The sequence below is a fragment of the Mycobacterium sp. PSTR-4-N genome, assembly GCF_022348085.1.
GTDB lineage: Bacteria > Actinomycetota > Actinomycetes > Mycobacteriales > Mycobacteriaceae > Mycobacterium.
Window position 1 is genome coordinate 271,557 of the sequence record NZ_JAKRFN010000003.1, and the last position, 26,082, is coordinate 297,638.

At 68.9% G+C, this 26,082-nt stretch carries 22 protein-coding genes; 7 read left to right on the forward strand and 15 right to left on the reverse strand.

All coding sequences use genetic code 11. The annotated features are described in order from the left end of the window. Positions 1 to 3: 3 nt before the first annotated feature. From MHN84_RS06415 to MHN84_RS06440, 6 genes are all read right to left on the reverse strand, one after another. Complete coding sequence (locus tag MHN84_RS06415; protein WP_241203780.1) at positions 4 to 813, reverse strand: shikimate dehydrogenase; 810 nt, start codon at positions 811 to 813, stop codon at positions 4 to 6. Between the two features lie 4 nt (positions 814 to 817). Next, on the reverse strand, positions 818 to 2,065 hold the full coding sequence (mltG, locus tag MHN84_RS06420) for an endolytic transglycosylase MltG (RefSeq protein ID WP_241203781.1): 1,248 nt from the start codon (positions 2,063 to 2,065) through the stop codon (positions 818 to 820). Next, a complete protein-coding gene (gene ruvX / locus MHN84_RS06425) occupies positions 2,058 to 2,609 on the reverse strand; it encodes a Holliday junction resolvase RuvX (protein ID WP_241203782.1) in 552 nt (183 codons plus the stop codon). Before ruvX ends, mltG begins: the two co-directional genes overlap by 8 nt. 6 nt (positions 2,610 to 2,615) lie before the next feature. Then, positions 2,616 to 5,312: an alanine--tRNA ligase gene (alaS, locus tag MHN84_RS06430; protein ID WP_241203783.1), complete on the reverse strand. Its 2,697-nt coding sequence runs from the start codon at positions 5,310 to 5,312 to the stop codon at positions 2,616 to 2,618. A gap of 97 nt (positions 5,313 to 5,409) precedes the next feature. Then, positions 5,410 to 5,799, reverse strand: a complete 390-nt coding sequence (locus MHN84_RS06435) for a secondary thiamine-phosphate synthase enzyme YjbQ (protein ID WP_241203876.1) — start codon at positions 5,797 to 5,799, stop codon at positions 5,410 to 5,412. 36 nt (positions 5,800 to 5,835) lie between these two features. Next, positions 5,836 to 7,209, reverse strand: a complete 1,374-nt coding sequence (locus MHN84_RS06440) for a sugar porter family MFS transporter (protein ID WP_241203784.1) — start codon at positions 7,207 to 7,209, stop codon at positions 5,836 to 5,838. A gap of 138 nt (positions 7,210 to 7,347) precedes the next feature. On the opposite strand from MHN84_RS06440, the gene MHN84_RS06445 reads away from it, so the two are divergent. Together MHN84_RS06445 and MHN84_RS06450 are read left to right on the forward strand one after the other, a co-directional pair. Next, positions 7,348 to 7,662, forward strand: a complete 315-nt coding sequence (locus MHN84_RS06445; protein ID WP_241203785.1) for a GlsB/YeaQ/YmgE family stress response membrane protein — start codon at positions 7,348 to 7,350, stop codon at positions 7,660 to 7,662. 249 nt (positions 7,663 to 7,911) lie between these two features. Then, positions 7,912 to 8,445 (forward strand): FBP domain-containing protein, encoded by a 534-nt coding sequence (locus MHN84_RS06450; RefSeq protein WP_308192917.1) that lies wholly within the window; start codon positions 7,912 to 7,914, stop codon positions 8,443 to 8,445. Here the strand turns inward: MHN84_RS06450 and MHN84_RS06455 are convergent. From MHN84_RS06455 to MHN84_RS06495, 9 genes are all read right to left on the reverse strand, one after another. Beyond that, the gene (locus tag MHN84_RS06455; protein ID WP_241203786.1) at positions 8,442 to 8,912 is read right to left on the reverse strand and encodes an SRPBCC family protein; all 471 of its coding nucleotides are present in this window, start codon (positions 8,910 to 8,912) and stop codon (positions 8,442 to 8,444) included. The genes MHN84_RS06450 and MHN84_RS06455 overlap by 4 nt on opposite strands. Next, positions 8,909 to 9,223, reverse strand: coding sequence for a helix-turn-helix transcriptional regulator (locus MHN84_RS06460; protein WP_241203787.1), 315 nt, complete (start codon positions 9,221 to 9,223; stop codon positions 8,909 to 8,911). The genes MHN84_RS06455 and MHN84_RS06460 overlap by 4 nt, the downstream gene beginning before the upstream one ends. 96 nt (positions 9,224 to 9,319) lie before the next feature. Then, positions 9,320 to 10,648 (reverse strand): replication-associated recombination protein A, encoded by a 1,329-nt coding sequence (locus MHN84_RS06465; protein WP_241203788.1) that lies wholly within the window; start codon positions 10,646 to 10,648, stop codon positions 9,320 to 9,322. Between the two features lie 9 nt (positions 10,649 to 10,657). Next, entirely contained in the window at positions 10,658 to 11,491 is an 834-nt protein-coding gene (locus MHN84_RS06470) for a DUF3097 domain-containing protein (protein WP_241203789.1), read from the reverse strand. 92 nt (positions 11,492 to 11,583) lie between these two features. Next, entirely contained in the window at positions 11,584 to 12,669 is a 1,086-nt protein-coding gene (locus tag MHN84_RS06475) for a putative zinc-binding metallopeptidase (RefSeq protein WP_241203790.1), read from the reverse strand. Next, the gene (locus tag MHN84_RS06480) at positions 12,662 to 13,597 is read right to left on the reverse strand and encodes a transglutaminase family protein (protein ID WP_241203791.1); all 936 of its coding nucleotides are present in this window, start codon (positions 13,595 to 13,597) and stop codon (positions 12,662 to 12,664) included. Before MHN84_RS06480 ends, MHN84_RS06475 begins: the two co-directional genes overlap by 8 nt. Further along, entirely contained in the window at positions 13,594 to 16,227 is a 2,634-nt protein-coding gene (locus MHN84_RS06485; protein ID WP_374238320.1) for a circularly permuted type 2 ATP-grasp protein, read from the reverse strand. The genes MHN84_RS06480 and MHN84_RS06485 overlap by 4 nt, the downstream gene beginning before the upstream one ends. Continuing rightward, on the reverse strand, positions 16,227 to 19,571 hold the full coding sequence (locus tag MHN84_RS06490; protein WP_241203792.1) for a DUF2126 domain-containing protein: 3,345 nt from the start codon (positions 19,569 to 19,571) through the stop codon (positions 16,227 to 16,229). Before MHN84_RS06490 ends, MHN84_RS06485 begins: the two co-directional genes overlap by 1 nt. A 43-nt stretch (positions 19,572 to 19,614) precedes the next feature. Further along, positions 19,615 to 20,547, reverse strand: coding sequence for a DUF389 domain-containing protein (locus MHN84_RS06495; protein ID WP_241203793.1), 933 nt, complete (start codon positions 20,545 to 20,547; stop codon positions 19,615 to 19,617). 192 nt (positions 20,548 to 20,739) lie between these two features. Here MHN84_RS06495 and MHN84_RS06500 point away from each other — a divergent pair, with 192 nt between their 5' ends. Genes MHN84_RS06500 through MHN84_RS06520 form a run of 5 tightly spaced genes read left to right on the forward strand, consistent with a single transcriptional unit; the run spans position 20,740 to position 26,078 of the window. Further along, complete coding sequence (locus MHN84_RS06500) at positions 20,740 to 21,534, forward strand: DeoR/GlpR family DNA-binding transcription regulator (protein ID WP_241203879.1); 795 nt, start codon at positions 20,740 to 20,742, stop codon at positions 21,532 to 21,534. Then, positions 21,531 to 23,012, forward strand: coding sequence for an FGGY-family carbohydrate kinase (locus MHN84_RS06505; RefSeq protein ID WP_241203794.1), 1,482 nt, complete (start codon positions 21,531 to 21,533; stop codon positions 23,010 to 23,012). The genes MHN84_RS06500 and MHN84_RS06505 overlap by 4 nt, the downstream gene beginning before the upstream one ends. Positions 23,013 to 23,026: 14 nt before the next feature. Continuing rightward, a complete protein-coding gene (locus tag MHN84_RS06510; protein ID WP_241203795.1) occupies positions 23,027 to 24,349 on the forward strand; it encodes an ABC transporter substrate-binding protein in 1,323 nt (440 codons plus the stop codon). A 53-nt stretch (positions 24,350 to 24,402) separates the two neighbouring features. Continuing rightward, positions 24,403 to 25,266: a carbohydrate ABC transporter permease gene (locus MHN84_RS06515; protein ID WP_241203796.1), complete on the forward strand. Its 864-nt coding sequence runs from the start codon at positions 24,403 to 24,405 to the stop codon at positions 25,264 to 25,266. Continuing rightward, positions 25,263 to 26,078: a carbohydrate ABC transporter permease gene (locus tag MHN84_RS06520; protein WP_241203797.1), complete on the forward strand. Its 816-nt coding sequence runs from the start codon at positions 25,263 to 25,265 to the stop codon at positions 26,076 to 26,078. The genes MHN84_RS06515 and MHN84_RS06520 overlap by 4 nt, the downstream gene beginning before the upstream one ends. Positions 26,079 to 26,082: the final 4 nt, after the last annotated feature.

Sequence of the window (26,082 nt, forward strand, 5' to 3'; positions counted from 1 at the left end):
AGGCTAAGCCCCGGGAAGTACCGCCCTCATCGCCTCTTTGGGGGCAGGCAGCCCGGTGAACAATTCCACCTGCGTGAACGCCTGGTTGAGCAGCATCTGCAGACCGCTGATCACGAGGCCGCCCCGCGCCTCGACGGCCGCAGCCAGCGGGGTCGGCCATGGTTCGTAGATCGCGTCGAGGCAGACGGGGGCCTCTGCCAGCACGCGGGCGTAGGGCGCCGCGGCGTCGGCGGGGATCGTGTTCACCAGCACCTGCGCGTCGGCAATCACGTCGGCCAGGGCGGCGCCCTGCAGCTCGCAGAATGCGGCCTCGACGCCGCTGCGTCGCGCCACCTCGAGCACTCCGGCCGCCTTGTCGACGCTGCGCGCGACCACAGTGACGTGGCGCGCTCCGCGCGCGGCCAGGCCCGCGACGGCGGCCGGTGCGGTACCGCCGGACCCGATCACGGCCGCGCGGTCGGCGGGCGGCGCGTCGGCCAGCGCACCGACGACGCCGTCGACGTCGGTGTTGTCCGCGTACCACCCGGCCGCGGACCGCACCAGTGTGTTGGCCGACCCGAGCAACCGGGCCCGCTCGGTGGCCTCATCGGCCACCTGAAGCGCGGCGAACTTGCCGGGCATCGTCACCGACACCCCGACCCACTCCGGCCCGAACGCTGCCACCACCCCCGGCAGCTGCTCCCCCGTGCACTCGATGCGGTCATACGTCCAGTCGTCGAGACCCAGCGCCCGATAGGCGGCCAGGTGCAGCTGCGGGGACCGCGAATGGGCGATCGGCGAGCCCAGCACGGCCGCCCGACGCGCGGAGCTCACGCGGTCAGCGGGCCGAGTCGAGGACGCCGTTGCGGCGGGCCTGCTCGATGTTCGCCAGGTGCTGCTCGTACTCGCGGGTGAACAGCGTGGTGCCCTGCATGTCGATCGTGACGAAGTACAGCCAGTCCCCCGGCGCCGGCTGTTCGGCCGCGGCCAGCGCGGGCCCGCCGGGCGAGCAGATCGGGGTGGCCGGCAACCCGGGCCGCACGTAGGTGTTCCACGGCGTGGCCTGAGCGCGGTCGCCGTCGGTGGTGGCCACCTCGATGCGGTCGAGCGCGTAGTTGACCGTGGAGTCGAATTCCAGCGTGCGGTTCTCGGCGAGCCGGTTGTAGATGACGCGCGCCACCTTGGCGAAGTCCGCCGGCGTGGATTCGCGCTGCACGAGGGAGGCGACCGTGAGGATCTGGTAGGGGGTCATGTTCAGGCTGGTCGCGGTCGTGAGCAGACCACTCTGCTCGTACTGCCCGGCGCTGCTGGTGATGAGCGTGGACAGGATCTCCTGCGGGGTGGCCGAGGGGTCGATGTTCCACGTGCCGGGAGCGATCAACCCCTCCAGGCGGCGGTGGTCGGCGCCCATCGCCGTCACCGGCCCGACGGCCCACTGCGGCACCCCCAGCGCCGCCGGGGGCGACGTGCCGGCGGTGGCCTTCAGGTCCGCGGCCGATACACAGCGCCGGTTGTCGTCGAGGTCGACGCAGCTGGCCTTGGAGATCAGCGTGAAGATGCCGTCGGTGACCGCGTTGGTCTTGACGTCGGACACGTCGTCGAGCTGGCGGCCCTCCGGGATCACCAGCTTGCCGACCCGGTTGGCCGGGTCCGCCAGTCGCGACACCGCGTTGGAGGCGGGGATCTCGGTGCGCACCTTGTAGAAGCCCGGCTGGATCGAGGCGATCGAGTCGTTGCCGTCGGCGGCGTCGACGAACGCCTTGACGGTGGCGACGACCTTGTTGTCGAGCAGCGTCTTGCCGATCGCCGTCGTCGAGTCGCCGTCGTGGATCTGGATGACGACGTCGGTGACGCCGCTGCCGGTGTAGTCGTTGTCGGCGCCGCCGAACAGGGAGTTCCACATCCGAGAGCCGAGGAGCACTGCGACGATGGCGACGACCACGACGATCGACACCGCCGTCACCGCCGCCACACGCCGCCGGCGGCGCATCCGGTTCTCCCGCGCGCGCTGCCGGCGGGTCATCCGCTGCCGCGGCGGCCCGACCGCCAGCGGTTCGGCCCGGTCCCCGTGCCAGTCGTCAGCCATCCCTGGCCTCTCCGTGTGGGGACAGCGCCACCCGCCGCTGGTCCAGCCAGTTCTGCAGGATCCCCACCGCTGCAGCTTGGTCGATCACAGCCCGCTGGCCGCGGGCCCGGACCCCTGCTTCACGCAGCGCCCGCTGCGCGGTGAGGGTGGTGAAGCGTTCATCGACGAAGCGGATCGGCACCGGGGCGATCCGTTCGCCCAGCCGGTCGGCGACCTCGACCGCGTCTCGCGCCGACGACCCGGCCCGGTCGGCGAGTGTGCGCGGCAGACCGACCACGACCTCGACCGCCTGATAGTCCTCGACCAACCCGGCGAGTCGCTTGAGGTGCCGGTTGCCTCGCCGGTCGCGGGGCACGGTCTCCACCGGCGTGGCCAGCGTGGCGTCCGGGTCGCTCACCGCGACCCCGATACGCACCGAACCGACGTCGACCCCGAGCCGGCGCCCCCTGCCCGGATCCGGCGCGGTGGCCGGGTCACCGGGTCGATCCGGTGCACGGTCGGCGACGTGGGCGTCGCTGGAGGCGTCGTGGGAAGCGTCGGGCACTGGCGCTCAGCTCCGGCCGATCTCCGCGCGCAGCGCCGCGAGCGCCGCGTCGATGCCGCCGGCACCCCGACCCGAGCCCTGGGCCAGATCGGCCTTACCGCCACCGCGGCCGTCGACCGCCGCGCCCAGCACGGTGACCAGCTCGTTGGCGCGCAGCCCCAGGTCCTGCGCCGCCGGGTTGACCGCCACGACAAAGGGCACTGAATCGTTGTCGCCTTCGGCGATCAGCGCGACGACGGCCGGATCACTGCCGAGCTTGCCGCGGATGTCGCCGACGAGGGAGCGCAGGTCCCCCGCCGAGATGCCGCCGGCCATCCGCTGCGCCACGAGCCGCACCTTACCGATCTGCTCGGCGCCCGCGGCCGCGTTGACCGCCGCGGCGCGCGCGCCGGCCAGCCGCAGCCTGTCGAGTTCCTTCTCGGCGGTCTTGAGCCGGTCCACCAATGTCGCGACGCGGGCGGGCACCTCCTCCGAGGGCACCTTCAGCGACGAGGCCAGCCCGGCCATCAGGGCCCGCTCCCGGGCGAGATGCCGGAACGAATCCAGACCGACGTAGGCCTCGACGCGGCGCACTCCCGACCCCACCGAGGATTCGCCGAGGATCGTCACCGGGCCGATCTGCGCGGAGCGCCCCACGTGCGTGCCGCCGCACAGCTCGAGCGAGAACGGCCCACCGATCTCGACGACGCGCACCTCGTCGGGGTACGACTCGCCGAACATCGCCATCGCGCCCATCGCTTTGGCCTTCTCCAACTTCTCGTGGAAGGTGTGCACCTCGAAGTCGGCTTGCACCGCCTCGTTGGTGACCTCCTCGACCTGCGCCCGCTGCTCATCGCTGAGCGCGCCCTGGAAGTTGAAATCGAACCGCAGGTAGCCGGGCCGGTTCAGGGAGCCGGCCTGAACCGCGTTGGGGCCCAACACCTGTCGCAGTGCGGCGTGCACCATGTGGGTGCCGGAGTGACCTTGGGTCGCGCCGCGGCGCCACTGGGGGTCGACGGCCGCGGTCACGGTGTCGCCCTCGATGAACTCGCCCGATTCGACGTTGACGCGATGCGCCCACAGTGTTTTGGCGATCTTCTGCACATCGGTGACTGCGGCCTTCGCCGCCTCTGACGAGCCGGTGCCACTGATGTGGCCTTCGTCGGCGATCTGCCCGCCCGACTCGGCGTAGAACGGGCTGCGATCCAGGATGAATTCCACTCGTTCGTGCGTGCCCTCGCGGCCGGCGTGAGCCACCACAGGCACCCGCTTGCCGTCCACGAAGATGCCGAGAATCCTTGCCTCACTGGTCAACTCGTCGAATCCGGTGAACTCGGTGGGGCCGGCGTCGACGAGCTCGCGATAGGCGCTGAGATCGGTGTGGGCCTGTTTGCGCGCGGCGGCGTCGGCCTTCGCGCGCTGCCGCTGCTCGGCCATCAGGGTGCGGAAACCCTCTTCGTCGACGCCGAGATCGGCCTCGGCCGCCATCTCCAGCGTCAGCTCCAACGGGAAACCGTACGTGTCGTGCAGCGTGAACGCGTCCGAGCCCGACAGCCGGGAGGAACCCGACGCCTTGGTGGCGCGTGCCGCGTCGTCGAAGAGCCGCGAGCCAGAGGCCAGCGTGCGGTTGAACGCCGCCTCCTCGGCGACGGCGATGCGTGAGATGCGATCGAAGTCGTTGACCAGTTCCGGGTAGGACGGCCCGGTGGCGTCGCGCACCGTGGCCATCAGATCACCCATGAAGGCATCCTCGACGCCGAGCAGTTTCGCGGCCCGGACGATACGCCGCAGCAACCGGCGCAGCACGTACCCGCGCCCCTCGTTTCCGGGGCTCACCCCATCGCCGATGATGATCGCCGCAGTGCGGCTGTGGTCGGCGATGATGCGGTAGCGGACGTCGTCGGCGTGATTGCCCTGCCCGTAACCGCGCGGCGCGCGGGCGGCCATCAGGTCGATCGCTGGGCGTAGCAGGTCGGTTTCGTAGACGTTGTCCACACCCTGCAGCAGGCACGCCACCCGTTCGATGCCCATGCCGGTGTCGATGTTCTTGCGCGGCAGCGGGCCGAGGACCTCGAAGTTCTCCTTCGAGGTACCCTCGCCGCGCTCGTTCTGCATGAACACGAGGTTCCAGATCTCGATGTAGCGGTCCTCGTTCGCCTCCGGGCCGCCCTCGATGCCGTACTCCGGACCGCGGTCGTAGTAGATCTCCGACGACGGTCCGCACGGCCCGGGGATGCCCATCGACCAGTAGTTGTCGGCCATGCCGCGGCGCTGGATGCGCTCGAGGGGCAGGCCGGCCACCTCCTGCCAGTAGCCGATCGCCTCGTCGTCGTCGAGATAGACGGTGGCCCAGAGCTTTTCCGGATCGAAGCCGTATCCGCCCTGCTCGACCGGGTTGGTCAGCAGCGTCCAGGCGAACTCGATGGCGCCCTTCTTGAAGTAGTCGCCGAAGCTGAAGTTGCCCGCCATCTGGAAGAAGGTGTTGTGCCGGGTGGTGATGCCCACTTCATCGATGTCCGGAGTGCGGATGCACTTCTGGATGCTCACGGCGCGGTCCCACGGCGGGGTCCTGGCGCCGAGGAAGAAGGGGACGAACTGCACCATGCCGGCATTGACGAACAGCAGGTTGGGGTCGTCGAGGATCACCGATGCGCTGGGCACCTCGGTGTGTCCGGCGTTCACGAAGTGATCAAGGAACCGCTTCCTGATCTCGTGTGTCTGCACTCCTGCTGCCCTTCGGGTCTGGTCAGCGGGGCCGATCGGCCGCCACCTGCGAATACTCGACCGCACCACAGTACCGGGCCACCACCGCGGCAGACGTTCACCCCGACACGAAGCTGAGCCGGACACTGCGCCTGCTGTTGTCCCTGTTCAGATCCACCAGTACGACGCTCTGCCAGGTGCCGAGCAAGGGTTCTCCGCCGCTCACCGGCACGGTGATCGACGGCGCGACGAGACCAGGCAGTACGTGATCGGCGCCGTGGCCGGGTGAGCCGTGCGCGTGCCGGTAGCGGTCGTCGCGGGGCAACAGCCGCTCCAGCGACTCCACCAGGTCGTGGTCGGAGCCCGCACCGGTCTCGATGATCGCCACCCCTGCGGTGGCGTGCGGTACGAAGACGTTGCACAAACCGTCGCCGCGGGAGGCGCAGAAGTCGCGGACCTCGTCGGTCAGGTCGACGGTCCGCCGGCGGGTCGTGTCGACGTCGAGCACGTGGGTGTCCATCGAGGAGAGCCTATCGATCGGGGATCAATCGGGCCGCAGTTCCTTCTGCACCTCTTCCAGCGAGCGGCCCTGGGTCTCGGGCACCCGCCGGATGAAGTACACCAGCGACAGCGCCGCCAGCGCGGCGTAGAGGTAGAACACCCCTTGGCGGGTGATCAGGTTACCGAGCGTCAAGAAGGTCTGCGCGACAACGAAGTTCGCACCCCAATTGACGATGGTGCAGACCGCCATGGCCGCGCTGCGGACCCCGATGGGGAAGATCTCGGAGATCATCAGCCAGAACACCGGGCCGAGACCGATCGCGAACGAAGCGATGAACAGCAGCAGACCGGCCAGCGCCAGATAACCGGCATCACGTTGCAGACCGGCAGACGTGAAGTAGACCGCCAGGATGAGCAGGCCGGCCAACATGCCGACCGTGCCGGTGATCAACAGTTTCCGCCGGCCCACCCGGTCCAGGAGCAGCACTGCGATCACGGTGAACACGACGTTGGTGACGCCCACCAGCACCGTGCGGGCGAGAGCTCCGCTGTTGGACAACCCGGTGTCGGACAGGATCGTCGGGGCGTAGTAGATCACGGTGTTGACCCCGACGAACTGTTGCGCGAGCGCCAGCACCACCCCGAGAGTCACCAGGGGCCGCAGCTCGGGTCGCATCAGGTCGCGCAGCGACGATCGTGCCTCGGCGCGGTTGGCCTCCTCGATGTCGTCGAACTCCGCGTCGACGTCGGCGTCGGGGTCGCCGCTGCGCAGTCGGCGCAGCACGCCGCGGGCATCCTCGTCGCGCCCGGCGTCGACCAGCCAGCGTGGCGTCTGGGGTACCGAGAGCATCCCCACCGCCAGGGCCGCGCCGGGCAGCGCCGCGATGCCGAGCATCCAGCGCCAGTCCCCGCTGACGTTCTGGAACGCGACATTGGTCAGATAGGAGATCAGGATGCCCGAGGTGATGGCCAGCTGATTGAACGAGACCAGGCCTCCGCGGATGGCGGGCGGGGCCATCTCGGCGATGTAGAGCGGCGAAACGAACGACGCCGTGCCGACCGCGAGTCCGAGCAGAAACCGGAAGCCGATCAGCATCTCGGCGTTGACGGAGAACGCGCATCCCAGGGCGGCGACCAGATACACGGTGCCGGACAGGACTTTCGTCCAGCGCCGGCTGATGCGATCGGCCAGATAGCCTGATGCCGCCGCGCCGAACATCGCCCCGAGCAGGACCGCAGCGACGATGGCCTCTTGCTCGAAATCGTTGGCGCCCAAGTCCTCCCTGATGAACAGCAGGGCACCGGAGATCACGCCGGTGTCATAACCGAAGAGCAGTCCGCCGATGGCGGCGATCACGCATACCCGGATGAGCAGTCCATTGCCGGTCCTGCGTACCTCGCCGATGAAGCTGGTCATGAGTGACTCCCGAGAACGCCGTCCAGTGCCGGCGCCGACTACCCCGGCGGCCGCCGGTCAAACACCGGTTGACGCGAGCGTTTATTGCAGAACGGGCTCGGGTATTTCAGCGCTCAGCCGCAATTCTTGGAGGAAGAAATGACCATCACCGGCATCATCACCGCAATTCTCATCGGCATCGTGGTCGGCGTACTCGGCCGACTGGTCGTCCCCGGCAAGCAACCCATCGGGATGTTGCTCACCATCCTCGTCGGTATCGTCTCCGCCTTCATCGGTACGGCGATCGCGCGGGCGATCGGCGTTCCGACCGTCACCAACGGGATCGACTGGGGCGAACTCCTCGTCCAGGTCATCGTCGCCGCGCTCGGCGTGGCGCTGGTGGCCTCACTCATGGGCCGCCGGCGCAGCCGCGGCCTGATGGGTGGCGGTCGCCGGTCCGGAATCCTGCGCTGACGCGCCGGACTCCCTTCGTGGTGATCCCGGCTGGGCCCCCGACCAGTCGGGATCACCCCCGTTGTGACAGATAAATCCTTGGCCCCCAACGGGGTCACCCACTAACGTCTCTCCGGTGAACAACCGAGTCGAGGAGGTCGTCGGCGCCTACGCCGACATCAGATGACCGCGCCCCGTCGCTGACCTGCGGGGTCGGCGGCGCAGTCATGTCCTCACTCACCGGCGCTCCGTGCGCCCTCCCCTCATCGGATGGTTTCGTTCATGCACGCCTACACCCGTGACCAGATCCTGGGCGCCTTCCGCGGCGCGACCCGCGGCGAGGTCAAAAAGGTCACCTTCGCACCTGATTTCGACAGCGTCGACTTCGACGCCCTGGAGTACTACGGCTGGACCGATCCCAAGATCCCCCGCCGCGCGTATCTAGTCGTCGAGGGCCTCGACAGAACTACCGGGGTCGAGGGCCTCGACGGACCCATCACGCTGCTGCTGAACCGCGCAGCGAGCACGCCTCGGGGACGTGCCATGTGCACGTGGTGCAACGACGTCACCCTCACCGAGGACGCGGTGCTCTATGCCGTGCGCCGCGCCGGGGCGGCCGGCCGCAAGGGCGACACCGTCGGCACCCTGATCTGCGCGGACTTCAGCTGTTCCCGGAACGTGCGACGGCCGCCACCCGCCTTCCACAAGGGCACCGACCTGCAAGGCATCCGCGCCGAGCGGGTCGAGGACCTGCGCCGAAAGGTGCACGGGTTCGTGGACAAGGTGCTCGCCACCGACGGTTAGTCGCGAGCCAGCAGCTCGTCGAGTTTGTCGTACCCCTCGGTCATGCCGCCTTCCATGCCCGACGAGAGCAGGGCGTCGCGCGCGTCGGTGTTCGGGCAGATCGAGCGCCCGCGCAGCCGCGATCGGCCGTTGCCGAGGTCGTCGAACCACAGGTACTCGAGGTTCACCATGTCGGGCGCACCGTCGAATTCGAAGGTCTGGAGGATGAATTCGCCCGCACGCACGGTGTGGAAGGTGCCGTTGAACGAGAAGGCGCCGCGCTCGTTGCGGTGGGTGTAGCGGTAGCCGCCGTGATCGCGGAAGTCCCATTCGGCGATCTCCATCTCCAGATCGCGCGGTCCGAGCCACTGCCGGACCAGGTCCGGGTCCGCGTGCGCGGCGAACAGCGCCCCGACCGGGGCGTCGAACTCGCGGGTGAACTCCATGGCGAGGGTGTCCACGGGTGCGGTCACGTGCAGGGGGCTCATCGTGAGTGTCCTTTCTCGGCGAGCAGCTGGTCGAGCTGCCGGTAGTTGCGTTCGGCATCGAGCCGGTAGCGGTCGATCCACGCCGTCATCGCTTCCAGCGCACCCGCGTCGAGGTGCACCGGGCGGCGCTGGGCGTCGCGGGTACGCGTCACCAGACCGGCCTCCTCCAGCACCCGAATGTGTTTGGAGACAGCCTGTTTGGTGATGGCGAACGGTGCTGCCAGCTCGTTGACCGTGGCCGCGCCACGGGACAGCCGCGCGACCAATGCGCGCCGCACCGGATCGGAGAGCGCCAGGAAGGCGCGGTCCAAGCGGTCCTCGTCGTCGGCCAGTGATCAACCTTTCTTTTGATCAACCAATTGGTTGATCACGACTCTAACGGGTGCCTGTGACCTGGTCAAGGGGTCTCAGCGCGTCCGGCGGATGATGGCGCGCAGCTTCTCCACCCGCGTCGCGATCTCACGCTCCGCACCGTGGGTGGTCGGCCGGTAGTAGTCGACACCGACCACCTCGTCGGGCGGATACTGTTGCGAGGCAACACCACCCGGTTCGTCATGGGCGTAGCGGTAGCCGACCGCGTTGCCGAGTTTCTGCGCCCCCGAGTAGTGCCCGTCGCGCAGATGCGGCGGCACCAGGCCCGCTTTTCCGGCCCGGATGTCGGCCATCGCAGCGCCGATCGCCGTCGTGACCGCGTTCGACTTCGGCGCCGTCGCCAGGTGCACCGTCGCATGCGCGAGCGTCAACTGCGCCTCGGGCATGCCGATCAGCTGCACGGTCTGGGCGGCCGCCACAGCCGTCGGAAGGGCCGTCGGGTCGGCCATGCCGATGTCCTCGCTGGCCAGGATCATCAGTCGGCGCGCGATGAACCGCGGGTCCTCCCCCGCGACCAGCATGCGTGCCAGGTAGTGCAGCGCCGCGTCGACGTCGGAGCCGCGCACCGATTTGATGAACGCGCTCACCACGTCGTAGTGCTGGTCGCCGTCGCGGTCGTAGCGCACCGCGGCCTTGTCCAGCGACTGCTCGATCACCTCGACCGTGATGTCCCCCGACTCGGCCGCGACCTCCAGCGCGGTCAGAGCGCGGCGCGCGTCGCCGGCTGACAGTTGCACCAGTAGATCCAGCGCCTCGTCGGTGATCGGCACCTTGCCGGCCAGGCCCCGTTCGTCGTCGAGGGCGCGGCGCAGCACCGCCTTGATGTCCTCTGCCGTCAGCGGTTGCAGCTGCAGGATCAGCGAGCGGCTCAGCAGCGGCGCCACCACCGAGAACGACGGGTTCTCCGTCGTGGCCGCGACCAGCAGAACCACCCGGTTCTCGACCGCTGCGAGCAGTGCGTCCTGCTGGGTCTTGGAGAATCGGTGCACCTCGTCGATGAACAGCACCGTCTGCTCGCTGCGCCGCAGTAGCGCGACCCGCGCCTCCTCGATGACGGCGCGCACCTCTTTGACCCCGGCCGACAGCGCAGACAGCGCCTCGAATCGGCGACCGGTGGCCTGCGAGATCAGCGATGCGAGGGTGGTCTTGCCGGTGCCGGGCGGGCCGTAGAGAATCACCGATGCCGCGCCAGAGCCTTCGACCAGTCGGCGCAAGGGCGAGTTGCCGGTGAGTAGATGCTGCTGGCCGACGACCTCGTCGAGCGACGCGGGCCGCATCCGCACCGCCAGCGGCACCGCCGCCCCGACCAGCTGCGCGTCAGAGGGCGCGCGCTCACCGGGAACGTCGAACAGGCTGTCGGACACGCTCCCTGCTTACACGGGTGCGGTGACGAAGTCGATCAGCTCCTCCACGCGGCCGATCAACTCGGGCTCGAGGTCCGTCCAGTCCCGCACCCGGCCACGGATCTTCTGCCACGCCGCAGCGATGTCGGCCTGGTCGCGATGTCGCCATCCCAGCGCCTCGCACACCCCGTGCTTCCAGTCCTGACCCTTGGGCACTCTCGGCCACTGCGCGACGCCGATCCGCGCGGGTTTGACGGCCTCCCAGATGTCGATGAACGGATGACCGACCACCAGCGTGTGCTCCCCGCCCGGGCCCCGCCGCACCTGCTCGGCGATGCGCGCCTCCTTCGAGCCCGCCACCAGGTGGTCGACCAGAACCCCGAGGCGCCTGCCCGGCCCGGGCCGGAACTCGGCGACGATCGCCGCGAGGTCGTCGACGCCGCCCAGGTATTCGACGACGACACCCTCGAGGCGCAGATCCTCCCCCCACACCTGCTCGACGAGTTCGGCGTCGTGCCGGCCCTCGACGTAGATACGGCTGGCGAGCGCCATTTTCGCGCGGGCGCCCGCAACCGCGACCGAGCCCGACGCGGTGCGCGTCGGCGCAGCTGGAGCCGCCTTCTTGGGTGCGGTCAGGATCACCGGCCTGCCGTCGATCAGATACCCCGGCCCCACCGGGAAGGGTTTGGTACGCCCGTGCCGGTCCTCGAGCGTCATGCGGCCGTACTCGACCCGCACCACGGCGCCGACGAAGCCGCTGGCCGCGTCTTCGACCACCATCCCGATCTTGATCGGCTGTTCGGTCGAACGGGGCTTGCGGTGCGGATTGCGCGCCAGGATGTCGGCGCCGTAACGATCGGCCACCCGGCGATCCTAGGGATCGGTCGGGGCCGGGTGGTCGATCCTCGCGCCGCGTGTTGCCTCACACCGGAGCGCCACCGGGTTCTAGAGGCCGCCTAGCCCAGTTGCTGGCTCTGCTCGTCGGCAGGCGCACCGACTTCGGCGAGTTTGGTCGGGCTGGAGGTGACCTCGTCGATGACGGTGTGGATGAACCGCATCTTGTCCAACACCGGAGCCGGGAGCACGAACGGATACAGGTCGTCCTTGCCCATCGACCGGTTGACCATGTTCAGCGCCCACGCCAGCGGGAGCCACATCTCGATCATCGTGTCGAATCCGCTGGGGCCCAACGCCCTCCGGTCGAAGGTGGCCGCCGCCGGCGCCATTCCGAACGCCGCGGCGGTGTCCAGCGTGTCGCGGATGTGCAGGTAGTGGGCGAAGGTCTCGGCCCAGTCCTCGGCCGGGTGCATGGTGGCATAGGACGACACGTAGTCGGCCTCCCAGCCCGCCGGAGCACCCTCGCTGTAGTGGCGGTCCAGCGCCTCCTGGTAGTCGGCCTCGGGATCGCCGAACAGCTCGTGATACCGCTGCAGATACTCCTGTGAGGTGCCGATCAGCCGGTACTGGTAGTAGTGACCGATCTCGTGGCGGAAATGCCCGAGCAAGGTGCGGTACGGCTCGTCCATCGAGATCCGCAGCTGTTCGCGGTGCACATCGTCGCCCTCGGCCAGATCGAGGGTGATGATCCCGTTGTCATGACCGGTGAACACCTTCTCGAACTGACTCGACAGCAGATCGAAGGCCAGGCCGAACTGGGGGTCCATGTCGCGTCCGACGATCGGCAGCTTCAGCTCGTGCAACTCGACGATCAGGCGGCGCTTGGCTTTCTCGGCCGCGGCGAACGCCGCCAGCGCGATCGTGTCGGCGTCGTTGGGCCGGGTGCGGGTCAGTGCGCAGGACACGCACAGCTTCGCGATCGGCCCCTTCTCGACGAGCCAGTTGCACTCGGCGAGGTGCATGTTCACGCACAGCTGGAATCGGGTCTCGTCGACCGCGCCTGCGTGTTCGCTCTCCGCCGGAGGGGCGATGACCAACAGAGCCATGTCATCGAGTGAAAAGCCCAGTGCGCTCCCACAATTGAGGCACACCGAGTTCTCGAACGCCAACCGCTGACCGCAGTTGGGGCAGGTGAAATCACGCATCGAGCGATTCTCCCTCATAGGGTGCGACGTCCACCGAGACGTCGATGGTGCTGCTCTCGGAGTCCGTGTAGATGATGCCGCGCAGTGGGGGCACGTCCGCGTAATCGCGACCGAAACCCACGGTGACATAGCGTTCGTCGATCATTTGATCGTTGGTGGGATCCATTCCCAGCCACACGTTCTGCGGCGTCCACACCGACGCCCAGGCGTGCGTCGCGTCAATCCCGACCATTCGTTCCTTTCCCGGCGGCGGATCGGTGGCCAGGTAGCCCGATACGTAACTCGCTGCCAGTCCGTTGGCGCGCAGGCACGCGATCGCGAGCCTGGCGAAGTCCTGACATACCCCTTCCCGCGCCGCCAAAACCTCGCTCACCTGGGTGGAAACGGTGGTCGACCCGGATCGGTAGGTGAAATCGGAGTAGATGCGTGATGTGAGGTCGCTCAGCACGTCGATCAGCGGCCGACCCGGGGTGAACACCGGCGCCGCGTACTCACGCAGCTCGTCGGTGATCTCCGGGGGCGTCAGGTCCAGGGTGAACTCGCTCGCCAACGCCCCCTCGGGGCCGACCGGGCGGGCGATCTCCCACGGCGCGCGGGCCGACGGCCCCTGGTAGACGTCCGGCGGCGGCGGCGCCACCTCGACGACCGAGCGGCTGGTGACGGAGAGGCGGTGGTGGGGCCGGGTGACGTGGAAGTACGTGCTCACGTTGCCCCAGCCGTCGCGGCTGGTGGAACTGTCGGCCGCCTCGGGGTCGAGGAGCAGTTCGTGGGACAGACACCGCTGCCGTGCCGAATCGCGCGGGGTGAGGAACCCGCGACCGTAGGAGCTGGTGACGACGTCCGAATAGGTGTAGACGGTGCGGTGGGTGATCGCGTACCGACGCTCACTCGCTGCCTTTGATTCGCTCGCATGCTCGCTCAGTGTCATGCCGGCACCACCCGGCGCTCGTACCGGCCCCACAACGGCTGCATGTCACCCGGCAGCGCCAGATGCGTCGTGGTGATGACATCGGACAGATCCCGCAGTCCGGTGTGTAACGCGGTGAGCAGGTCCTCGAGCTCCTCGCGGCTGCCGTCGGCGGCGACATCGTCGAGATCGTCCGGCTCGACTCGGCGCAACCGCCTGGCGATCTCGTCGACCAACCGCTCCGGCCGCGACGACCCCGAGGAGCCGGGCAGCGACTTCAGGTGCGCCCGCAACCGGTTGAGTTGGAACACAAGCGATCTCGGGTTCTCGTCGTCGAACAGCACCAGTTCGGCCACGCCGGCGACGCTGATCGTGCCGGGGTTGCGGCGGCGATAGATCACCAGCGACTCGCACACGGCCAACGTCGACTCGATGACGGTCTGCTCGGCCTCGGGGGGACGCGCGGTGGTCAGGGTGGCCCGCAGCAGCGCGGTGAGCACCTGCGCCCGCTCGATGCGCTTGCCGATGTCGAGCATCGTCCAGCCGATGTCGTGCACCATCGATTCGGCGATCACCCCCGACAGCGCCAGCAGCCCGGCCAGAGCGACGGTGTTGGTCGACGTCAGGAACGCCTCTCCCTCGCTGTGGGATTCCGGTGGGTTGTCGCCGGCCTGCAGCAGCGTGCGTTCAAGTGTAGAGAGCAGCATCCACGTGTCGTTGGACATCTGGTCGCGCACCGCGCGGGCCGCCAGCCCCAGTCTCTCGACCGACTGCGCGAGCGACCCGGGTCGGTGCCGGTCGGCGGTCAGCGACCACAGCGTGGTCGGCGCGGTGGCCACCATCTCGTGTCGATCTGCAGCGCCGATATCGGTGCCGGTGATGTCCCCCAGAGCGGACAGCAGCACCGGCACGCACTGGCTGCCGTCCATCGCCTGCCGGCGGCGGAACTCGTGATAGCGCTCGCGGGTCACGGTCAGCAGACGCGCCGTGTGCTCGGCACGTTCGGCGTAGCGACCGATCCAGAACAGGTCCGACAGCACGCGCGGGGAGCTGATCTCGTGTGTGGGACTGGCGGTGGCGGGGGTCGGCAACGACTCCTCCGACGGCGGCACCACCACGGTCTCGGGGCTCACCCGCGCCGGAGTACGCACCCAGACGTCCTTTGCGGCAACGCTGTTCAGATCGTAGGCGGCAGATCCGGCCGCCAGCAGATAGCCGAGGCCACCGATCATCGGCGCATACCCGCCCCGCTGGGACACCGTGAAGAGCCGCATCCCGACCTGCGAGAGCGACAACCCGCCAGGAAGGTAATCAGCTGGGGCGCTGGAGAACTCGGGGAGTTCCTGGCCCATCCACTGCCATGGCGAGGCCGCGATCCGCGCCCCGAGTGCGTCGCGCGCCGCCGTCGACAGTTCGGGCCCGACGATCGGCTCGCCACCTCCGACCGGCCGGATCAGCAGCGAGGACAGATGACTCAGCAGATGAGACCGCTCGACGTCGATGCCGCCCCAGTACATCGGCGCACTCGGCAGCAGCGGGGTCTCGCCGAGCAGCGCTTCGGCCAGTGCGGGCAGAAAGCGCATGACGCCCGGGCTTTCGAGGACACCACTGCCGAGCGTGTTGACCACCGTCACCGCGCCCCGACGCAGCACCTCCACCAGACCCACCACCCCCAACCGGGAATCCGCGCGCAGGTCCAGCGGGTCGGCGTACGCGGCATCGACCCGGCGCAGCACCACATCGACGCGCTTGAGCGTGCCCATCGAGCGCATCCACAGCTTGCCCTCACGCACCACCAGGTCGGCGCTTTCCACCAGCGGCACGCCGAGCACGCCGGCCAGGTACGCCTGATCGAACGCGGTCTCCGACCGGATGCCGGGGCTGAGCACCACCACGGTGGGCTCCTCGGCCGCGTCGGGGGCCGCGTCGACCAGCGCCAGCCGCAGCGCCTGCGCCCAGGGGGACGCCGGCCTCGGGGCGATCTGCTCGTAGAGGTCCGGGATCGCGTGCGCGATGACTCGACGATCGGCCAGGGCGTATCCCGCCCCCGACGGGGCCTGCGTCCAGTCCGCGTTGACGACGAACTCGCCGGAGCCGGCGCGACTGATGTCGCAGCCGTGCAGGAACAGCTGATGTCGCCCTGGAATCGTAATGCCATGCGCGGCACGGACGTAGCCCTGATGAGCGAACACCAGTTGTGGCGGCAGCACTCCGCCGCTGAGCACGCGCCGCTCGCCGTACAGGTCCGTGAGCACGGCGTCGAGTAGGCGGGACCGCTGGACCAGACCGGCCTCGAGCCGGTTCCAGTCGGCGGCCGAGACGATCAGCGGCAGGGCGTCCAGTTGCCAGGGGCCCGGTACCGCCGACTCGTCCTCGGTCCGGATGTAGGTGATGCCGTCGTTGTCGACGAGATCGCGTACCACGGCGCGCAATCGGTCCAGCCCCGGCCTGCCGCGCTCGGTGACACTATCCGCCAGCTCTTGCCAGTCAGCCCTGACTTGTCCTGCAGCGTCGAACAACTCGTCGTATCCGCCCGCCGGCGCAGCCACCGCGCTGCGCACGTCGAACAGCGTCTGCTGGGCCCGCATGACCGCATAGGGCACCAGCGGATCGTCATGGCTGGGCGACTCCAGCCCGGTCGGTACGGCCATCAGGACAGCACGGTACGCACTCGCCGCAGGTCGAGGATCCCCGGCGCGCCCACGTCGGTGGATTGGCGGGCCTGCTTCTCGCGCAGATCCTGCAGATCCACCTTGCCGGCCGTGAAACCGGTGGCCTCGAAGCGGCGTCCGCGCCGGGACTCAGCCTCCACGGCGTTGACCGGTGGGGTGTCATAGGAGCGTCCACCGGGGTGGGACACGTGGTAGGTGCAGCCGCCGCGGGCCACACCGCTGGCGGTGTCCACCAGTTCGAAGCGCAGCGGCCCGTCCACGGTGATCGAGGGGTGCAGCGCACTCGGCGGCTGCCACGCCCGGTACCGCACGCCGCCGACCTGGACGTCGGGATTGTCGGTGGCCAGCAACGGAATCGGGTGCCCGTTGACGGTGACCACGAAGCGCTGGCGGTCGGCGCCGATGAGCCGCACCTGCAGACGCTCCACCGAGGAATCGACGTAGCGTGCGGTGCCACCCGCAGTGGCCTCCTCCCCCAGCACGTTCCATGGTTCGATGGCACCGCGCAGTTCGATCTCCACGCCGCCGAACACCGCGGTACCGATGCGGGGGAAGCGGAACTCCGTGAACGGATCCAGCCAGCTGGTGTCGAATTCGATGCCGTGACTGCGCAGATCCGCCGCGACCTCGGCGATGTCCTGGATCACGAAGTGCGGCAACAGGTAACGACCATGGAGATTGGCGCCGTGACGGATCAGCGACGCTCGCAGCGGCTTCTCCCAGAACCATGCGACGAGGGCGCGGACGAGCAGCGACTGCACCATCGCCATCTGCGGGTGCGGCGGCATCTCGAAGCCACGCAACTCGAGCAGGCCGAGCCGGCCGCGGGCGCTGTCGGGGCTGTAGAGCTTGTCGATGCAGAATTCCGCGCGATGGGTGTTGCCGGTGATGTCGGTGAGGAGGTGACGGAGGGCCCGGTCGATGATCCACCCGGGAGCGCTGTCGCCGTCGTCGTCGGAGTCGTCGTCGGAGTCCTCCACCGCGGACAACCGCGCGATCTCGGCGAAGGCGATCTCGAGCTCGTAGAGCGATTCGGGGCGGCCCTCGTCCACCCGGGGCGCCTGCGAGGTGGCGCCGATGAAGCGCCCGGAGAACAGGTACGACAGCGCGGGATGGCGCTGCCAGTAGGTCAGCAGGGACACCAGCAGATCCGGCCGGCGCAGCAGCGGCGAGTCGGCCGGGGTGATGCCGCCGAGGGTGATGTGGTTGCCGCCGCCCGTGCCGCCGTGAGTGCCGTCGACATCGAACGACTCGGTCGACAACCGGGCCAGCCGCGCCTGGGCGTACAGGGTCTCGAGCTGCTCGCGTTGCTCGGCGAAGCTGGCCGTCGGCGCGACGTTGACCTCGATGACACCCGGGTCGGGGGTGATCGTCATGGACTGCAGCCGCGGATCCGCCGGGGGCCCGTACCCCTCGATCACCAGCGGGCAGGCAAGCGCCGCCGCGGCCGCCTCGATGCGTGCGACCAGATCCACGAAGTGCTCGAGTTCCTCTGTGGGCGGCAGGAACACATAGAGCAGCCCGTCGCGGATCTCGGCGACCAGGGCCGTCGTGGGCACCGCGTCGGCGTCGGTGACTTCCGCCGATTCCTCCTCGCCGAGGTCCAGCGGACCGACATCTCGAGTGGGGTCGGCGTCGGGGCGGTGTGGCGGCGGATGCCAGCTGATCGCGGCCAGCGGCAGTCGCAAGCCCGCAGGAGAATCACCGTCGATCAACACGATTCGCCCTCGTCGCAGCGTCCAGTCCGCACTCGCCCAGCCGGCGTCGTCGTCACGGCGGTGCAGCGGCAGGACGAACGCGGCGGGTTCGGTGACCGGCTCGTCGAGCTTGGCCAGCAGCTGTGCGCGCGCCCACGCGCTGTCGGTGGCGAGGTCGTCGGACTCGGCGACCGGCTGCCCCGCGGGGCGGCGCACCGCCGCGGCGAGCCGGCTGAGCGGGTCCTCGTAGGCGGGCCGGACCTGGCTGCGCGGCAGTCCGAAGTCGTCGGCGATCGCGGCGAGCAACCGCTGCGGAGCGTCGGCCGCAGCGTCGGATGTCGTCGGCTGCTCCGACCACGGGTCGGCCAGCAGCGTCGGATCGCGCCACAGCGCCTCGCCGTCGGCACGCCACAGCAGCGCGATCTGCCAGCGCGGCAGGGGTTCTCCGGGATACCACTTGCCCTGGCTGCGCTGCACCAGACCCTGCGGCGCCCACACCGACATGAGTCGAGCCGCCAGATCCGAGGCCCGCTGCCGCTTGTGCGGCCCGTCGGCGTCGGTGGTCCACTCCGGATCGGTCTGGTTGTCGATGGACACGAATGTCGGCTCCCCGCCGACCGTGAGCCGCACGTCGCCTGCGCTCAGTCGGTCGTCGACCCGGTGCCCCAACGCGTTGATGGCCGCCCACGCGGCCTCGGTGTAGGGCAGCGTGACGCGCGGATCCTCGTGTACCCGCGTGACGACGTTGCTGAATTCCAGCGTGGTCTCGCACGGCTCGGTGGCGCCGGTGATCGGGGCCGCCGATTCGGGATGAGGGGTGGCCGACAGCGGAATGTGCCCTTCGCCGGCGAACAGCCCGGAGGTGGGGTCGAGTCCGATCCAGCCGGCGCCGGGCACGTAGACCTCGGTCCAGGCGTGCAGGTCGGTGAAATCCGCCGCCGGACCGGACGGGCCGTCGAGTGCCTCGACGTCGGAGGTGAGCTGGACCAGATAACCGGAGACGAAGCGGGCCGCCAGTCCCATCTGCCGCAGGATCGACACCAGCAGCCAGGCGGAGTCGCGGCATGAGCCGATGCCGGTGCGCAGCGTCGTATCCGGGGTCTGCACGCCGGGTTCGAGCCGGACGCTGTAACCGACGTCGGCGTTGACGGCCCGGTTCAGCGCCACCAGGAAGTCGATGGTGCGCGTGCCGGGGGCGACCGAGAAGTTGGCCACCCACGCCTCGGCCAGGTCCCCGGGTCCGGATCCGGGGTGCTCCTCGTCGACCGGCCGCAGGTAGGGCTTCAGATCCTCGGCCAGGGCAGGTGGATAGGTGAAGCCGATCTGTTCGGCGTAGTCCTCGATGAAGAAATCGAACGGGTTGATCACCTTGAGGTCGGCGATCAACCCGACGGTGATCGTCAGGCTGCGGGCGCGAGTGGGGAACACGAGCCGGGCCAGGAAATTGCCGAAAGCATCCTGCTGCCAGTTCACGAAGTGGTCGGCGGGCTCGACGGTCAGCGAGTACGCCTCGATCGGCGTGCGGGAGTGCGGAGCCGGTCGCAGCCGGACCACATGTGGGAACACTTCGACGAGCCGATCGAACGTGTAGCTCGTGCGGTGCTCGAGGGCAACCTTGATCCCCATAGCGCTAGATCCCACCACACCGCCTGCAGCGCCGCAGGTTGCGTCAGGTCTGCGCGCGGCGCGGGATGAGGTTGGTCCGCGGGCGCAGCACCAGCACCGACACGCACGCGATCACGATGCCGATGAGGTTGACCGCGAGCTGGGCGGCCGAGCGGGCCGCCATGCCCCAGTCGCCCAGCACACCGGCGACTGCGGTGAACCCCGCGGCGGGCACCGTCGTGACCGAGATGAACACGCCGACCAGGGCCGCCGATTTGGCCGACACCAGCGACAGCATGCCCGCCGCGCCGGCCAGCAGCGCCACCACGAACGAGACCGGTCCGACCTGGAAGATGAAGTCGACGTTGTCCAGGTCGCGCATCGAATCCAGATCCACCCAGCCCGCGGCGTGGGCGGCCATCGTCAGCAGAGCGGTGACGCCCATCGCGATCGGGAACCCCGCCAGCAGCGCGATCACCGCACGTCGGGCGAGATCGGCTCGTCGCTGCACGATCGCCACCGACACCGCCGCCAGCGGCCCGAACTCCGGCCCCAGCACCATCGCGCCGACCACCGTCACCATCGAGTCGGTGATCGCACCCACGGCGGCCAGCAGACACGCGAGGGTGAGGAAGAGCACGAAGGTCAGCGAGAGCGTGGACTCCTCGCGCGTGCGGCCGATGAGTTCGTCCCACACCACCGCGTCGGCCGGGTCACCGTCGGCGTCGTCCTCGGCCTCGTGCGCGCGGGTGGACAGCACCGTGTCGAGAACGGTGAGCAGGATCGCGCCCCGATGCTGGGCGTCGAGATCTTTGAGGGACTTGATGACGTCATTGGCGCATTCGCGGGCGATCACCGCGGTGATCTCGTCTCCGCCGGCCGGCTCCACGGCGGCGCCGGCGTGGATGAGGATGTGCGCCACCCCGACCTGGCGACGCAGTACCGACACCACATCCTCACGCATGTCCGCGGGCACGATCACGCGCAAGTCCAGCACCGGCGCTAGTTAACAGGCCCGAAGCCACCGCCGGATCGGGTTGAAAACATTTCGGCCCGAAATGTGGCGAGTACACAGCAGGCTGTTATAGATTCACACCCCAAGTCAGCGTCTCACCACGAAACGCCCCCGAACGGGAGGGATTTCTGTGAAATTTGAACAGAAGTTCGTGAGCGGGGCGTCGTCGTGGACGTGAAGACCCGGCGGGATCACATCGAGCAGCGGGTGCGCGCCGCCCGCGAGATCACCTACGCCGATCTGGCCACCGAATTCGACGTGTCGGAGATGACGATCCGTCGAGACGTCGAGGCCCTGGAGGCCAGCGGCGTGGTCCGTCGCGTCGTCGGCGGCGCGATCGCCCTGCAGGGCAAGGACACCGAGCCGTCGTTCGCCACGCGGATGGCCGACGCCGCCCAGGAGAAGATCCACATCGCCGACGTCGTCGCCGACCTGATCGGCGTGAACGAGACGCTCATCCTCGACTCGGGCAGCACCGCGCTGGCCGTCGCGAACTCGCTGCGCGGCCGTGGGCTCGGGCTGACCGTCGTGACGCCGAGCGTGCTGGCCGCGCTCGCCCTGGTCGATGAACCGGACACCACCGTGGTGCTGACCGGCGGCGAATTGCGTTCCGGGGAACTGAGTTTGATCGGGGCCGCGGCCGAGGACACGCTGGCCAACTACAACTGCGACACCTACGTGATGGGCGTGGCCGGTATCGACGGCGAACGCGGGATCTCCGACTATCACCAGGCCGAGAGCCGGGTGAAGCAGGCGGCCAGCCGGCGCGCCGACCGGGTGATCGTCGCGGCCGACAAGTCGAAGCTCGGTCGCGTGACGTTCGTCAGCATCACCGCGCTCTCCAGCGTCGCGACCATCGTCAGCGACGGGCCGCCGGACCACCCGGCGCTGGTCGCCGCCCGCGATGCGGGTGTCGAGGTGATCTGTGTCGGCGCCCACCGCGACTCCACGGCGGCGGAGGCTCGGTGACCCGCTACACCGTCGGCATCGACATCGGCACCACCGGCACCAAGACCGTGCTGCTGGACACCGAGCGCGGCATCGTCGCGACCGCCACGCGCGAGACCGCCCTGCACTCCCCCGCCCCCGGGTACGCCGAAGCCGACACCGGCCAGTGGCAGCGCAACGTCGTCGAATCGATACGCGAAGTGCTACAGGCTGCCGACGCCCCGGCCGAGCAGGTGGGTGCGCTGGCAACCTCCGGCATGGTGCCCGCGGTGGTTCCCGTAGACGACGCGGGACAGCCGCTGCGCAGGGCCATCCTGCAGAACGACGCCCGCGCGCACCGCGAAGTGGCCGACCTCGCCACCGCACTCGCCGACACCGACCTGGTGCACCTCACCGGGTCCGCCGTGACCCAGCAGTCGGTGGCCCCGACGACGGTGTGGCTGCGCGATCACGAACCCGAGATCTCCTCTCGCGTGGCGCATTGGGTCGGCTCCTACGACTGGGTGCTGATGGCGCTGGGCGCGCCCGTGCACGTCGAAGAGAACTGGGCGATCGAATCGGGGCTGTTCACCCTCGACGGGCAGCTCGCCGAGATGGTGCTCACCGCAGCGAAACTCGAGCCCGCGACGCTGCCCCGGGTACACCGTCCCGGCACCCAGGTCGGCGAACTCAGCCGGGCCGCCGCCGAGGCCACCGGGTTGCGGGCGGGCACCCCTCTGGTGGTCGGCGGCGCCGACCACGTGCTGTCGGCGTTCGCGGCGGGCGTCAACGGTCCCGGGGACGCCCTGGTGAAACTCGGTGGCGCGGGCGACATCCTGGTCGCCAGCGACACACCCGTCGTCGACGAACGCCTCTATCTCGACGCCCACCCGGTCCCGGGACACTGGCTGCCCAACGGATGCATGGCCACCAGCGGCAGCCTGATCCGCTGGTTCCAGTCGCTGGTCGGCGGTGCAACACTGACCGATCTCGACGACGAGGCGGCACGGCAACCGCCAGCCGAGATTCTCTGCCTCCCCTATTTTCTCGGCGAGAAGAGCCCGCTGCACGACCCCGATCTACGCGGAGTGTTCGCCGGCATGCATCTCGGCCACGGCCGTGCCGACATGTATCGCGCCGTGCTGGAGGCGATCGCCTTCGGCTTCCGCCACCACGTGGACGTCTTCGCCGAGACCGGCATCCCGCTGAGTCGCGTGATGATCACCAACGGCGGCTCGAAATCCACGCTGTGGAAGCAGATCCACGCCGACATCCTCGGTATGGAGATGAATCCGGTGCGCGGGCACCCGGGAGCATCGCTGGGTGCCGCGGTGATCGCGGCCATCGGCGTGGGCGCCCTCGACGACTGGGCCGACACGGCACGCTTCATCACCGTCGACGAGCCGTACGTCCCCGACCCGGCTCGCACCGAGCGCTACGACTCCGCCTATGCGACATGGCGCGAGCTCGGTGACGCGGTGGCCCCGATCTCGCACGCACTGGCACGCACCACCCGATGAAAGGAGCACTACACATGAGAATCACGCCCTGGGCCCCCCGGCGGCGGTGGCGCACCGCACGCTCCGCCGCCGTCGCACTGCTCGCCGTTCTCGCCCTCGTGCTCTCCGCATGCGCGGGTAGCGGCGGCCCCGAACAGTCACAGGCCACCGGCACCGGCGAGGTGGCAAAGGACACCTCGGGGACCGTGCGCATCCTCATGGAGAACGTGCCCGACACCGACATCGTGAAATCGATGGTCGCCGACTTCAACAAGAGCTTCCCCGACATCACAGTCGACATCGAGTCACTGACCTACGACCAGATGCGTGACAAGCTGGTGTCCTCGTTCCAGTCGTCGACACCGAATTACGACCTGATCGTCGTCGACAACCCGTGGATGGTCGACTTCGCCAACGCGAAGTTCCTGCAGCCGCTCGACGCGCGCATCGACAGCACCCCGGACTACGACGCCGCCGACTTCTTCAAGCCCCTGACCGACATCACCACCGTCGACGGGGTGCGCTACGGCGTGCCGTTCTACAACTACGCGCTCGGATACCTGTACAACGCCGACGATCTCGCGGCCGCCAACCAGCAGGTGCCCACCAACCTCGACCAGCTCGTCAGCGTCAGCAAGGCACTCAAGACCCCCGAGCACGCCGGGATCGCGATGCAACCGCAGCGCGGCTACAAGATCTTCGAAGAGTGGGGCAACTGGCTGTTCGCCGCGGGCGGCTCCATCTACGACGCCGACGGCAAGGTCACGCTGAACACCCCGGAGGCCAAGCGCGCACTCGAGGCCTACATCGACACCTACCGGAGCGCGGCACCGCCGAACAGCCTGAACTGGAGCATGGACGAGGCGCAGCGTTCGGTGTCGGCCAACCAGTCGGCCTCGATGATCAACTACAACTGGCAGCTGCCCGCGATCAACGAACCCGGCTCCGGACCCGCCGCCGGCAAGGTCAAGCTGGCCCCCATCCCGGGCGGCAAGCAGGTGCTGGGTTCGTGGAGCTGGGCAATCCCGGCCAACTCCGCGAGCTCCGACGCGGCATGGGCCTTCGCGTCGTGGATCACCGCCAAGCCGAACGACGTCACCCGCGTCGAGAAGGGTGGTGCGGCGATCCGCAAGAGCACGCTCGCCGATCCTGCTGTGCTGCAGGGCAAATTCGGTGCGGACTACTACAAGACGGTCGAGCAGCTGCTGGCGAACTCGGCACCGTTGAGCCAAGGGCCCAGCGGTGAGGAGATGATCCAGGCGGTGGGCACCGAGCTCAACGAGGCGGTGGCCGGCACCAAGAGCGTCGACGACGCGCTGGCCGCAGCGCAGGCCGCCGCGGAGAAGATCCAGAGCTAGCCGCGGCCCGAGAACCGGAAGCCGACCACCCCACGAAAGGAGCGCAGACCGCCATGAAATTCGCCCATGGCATGGTCACCCCCCTCGTCGCCCTTTTCGTCGGGGTGGTCGGTTTCCCCCTCGGCTACGCCGCGTACCTGTCGGTCACCGATTACAAGCTCACCGACCGGGGCGCGCCGAGCATCGTCGGTGCCGACAACTACGCCGCCACATTCGGTGACACCGCGTTCTGGCACTCGTTCGGCACCACCGCCCTGTTCGTCGCGGTGGCCGTCGGTATGGAGCTGATTCTCGGTCTGGCGATCGCGCTGGCGCTGCAGAAGCAGCGCTGGGCAAAGGATCTCACGCGGTCGATGCTGCTGGCCCCGATGTTCATCACGCCCATCGCGGTCGGACTCACCTTCCGTTTCCTGCTCAACGACCAGCTCGGCGCGATCCCGGAGCTGCTGCGCGGGCTCGGCATCTCCTACGACTTCTTCGGGCCCGGCCGGGCGCTGTTCACGATCGCGTTCATCGACGTCTGGCAGTGGACGCCGTTCATGGTGCTGTTGCTGCTCGCCGGCCTCGAATCGATTCCGCGCGAACCGATGGACGCCGCGCGGGTCGACGGTGCGAGCGCCTTCTACGTGCTGCGGCGGGTGACGCTGCCGCTGCTGACACCGGTGCTGGTGGTGGCGATCCTGCTGCGCTGCCTGGATGCGATGAAGGTGTTCGAGTACGTGTTCGCGACCACCCGCGGCGGCCCGGGCACCGAAACGGAGACGTTGCAGTACTTCATCTACCAGACCGGGATCCAGTTCTTCCGCCTCGGTTCCGCGTCGTCGATGGCGTTCGTCGTGCTGGTGGTGGTGCTGGCCGTCATCGTGGTGGCATTCCGCCGGATGGACCGGGCACGAGAGGGGACCCCGACCCGATGAGCCGCTTCTCGATTCTCGGGGTGCTGCGGGTCGCACTTCTGTGGGCGGCCGGCATCACGGTCGCGTTCCCGCTGGTGTGGATCGCCCTGGCCAGCGTGAAAACGCCTGCGCAGCTCGACCATCCGTTCCTGCTGACGTTCACCCCGACGCTGGCGAGCTGGCACAACGTGCTGGACTCGGGCATCCTCGGCGCAGCCGGCCGCAGCGCACTGGTGGCCGGGGTGACCGTCGGCATCAGCGTCGTGGTCGGCAGCATGGGCGCCTACGCCATCGCCAGGTTTCGCGCCGGCGGCACGCTGACCCGGTTCGGGATGCTCGCCGCCCAGGTGCTGCCCCCGGCGGTGCTGGTGTTCCCGTTCCTGACCATGGCGTATGCGCTCCGGCTGACCGACACCCTGGTGCCGGTGATCTTCGCGCACCTCAGTTTCGTTCTCCCCGTGGTCACCTGGTTCCTGATCGGGTTCTTCGAGGCGGTGCCACGGTCTCTGGAGGAGCAAGCACAGGTCGACGGCTTCACCCGCTTCGCCGCGTTCCGGCTGGTGGTGCTCCCCCAAGTGCTGCCCGGCATCGGCGCCTCGGCGATCTTCGGGTTCACCCTGTCGTGGAACGACCTGTTCTACGGCCTGATCCTGGCGCCGGGCAAGGCGGCGATCCTGCCGGTGGCGATCGCCGGCTTCAACACGTTCCGCGGAGTTCAGATCGGCTCGATGAGCGCGGCGATCCTGATCGCGGTGATTCCCGTCGTCGTGGCGAGCTTCTTCATCCAGCGCAGGTTGGTGCAGGGCATCAGCGGCGGCGCGGTGAAGTTCTAGGAAG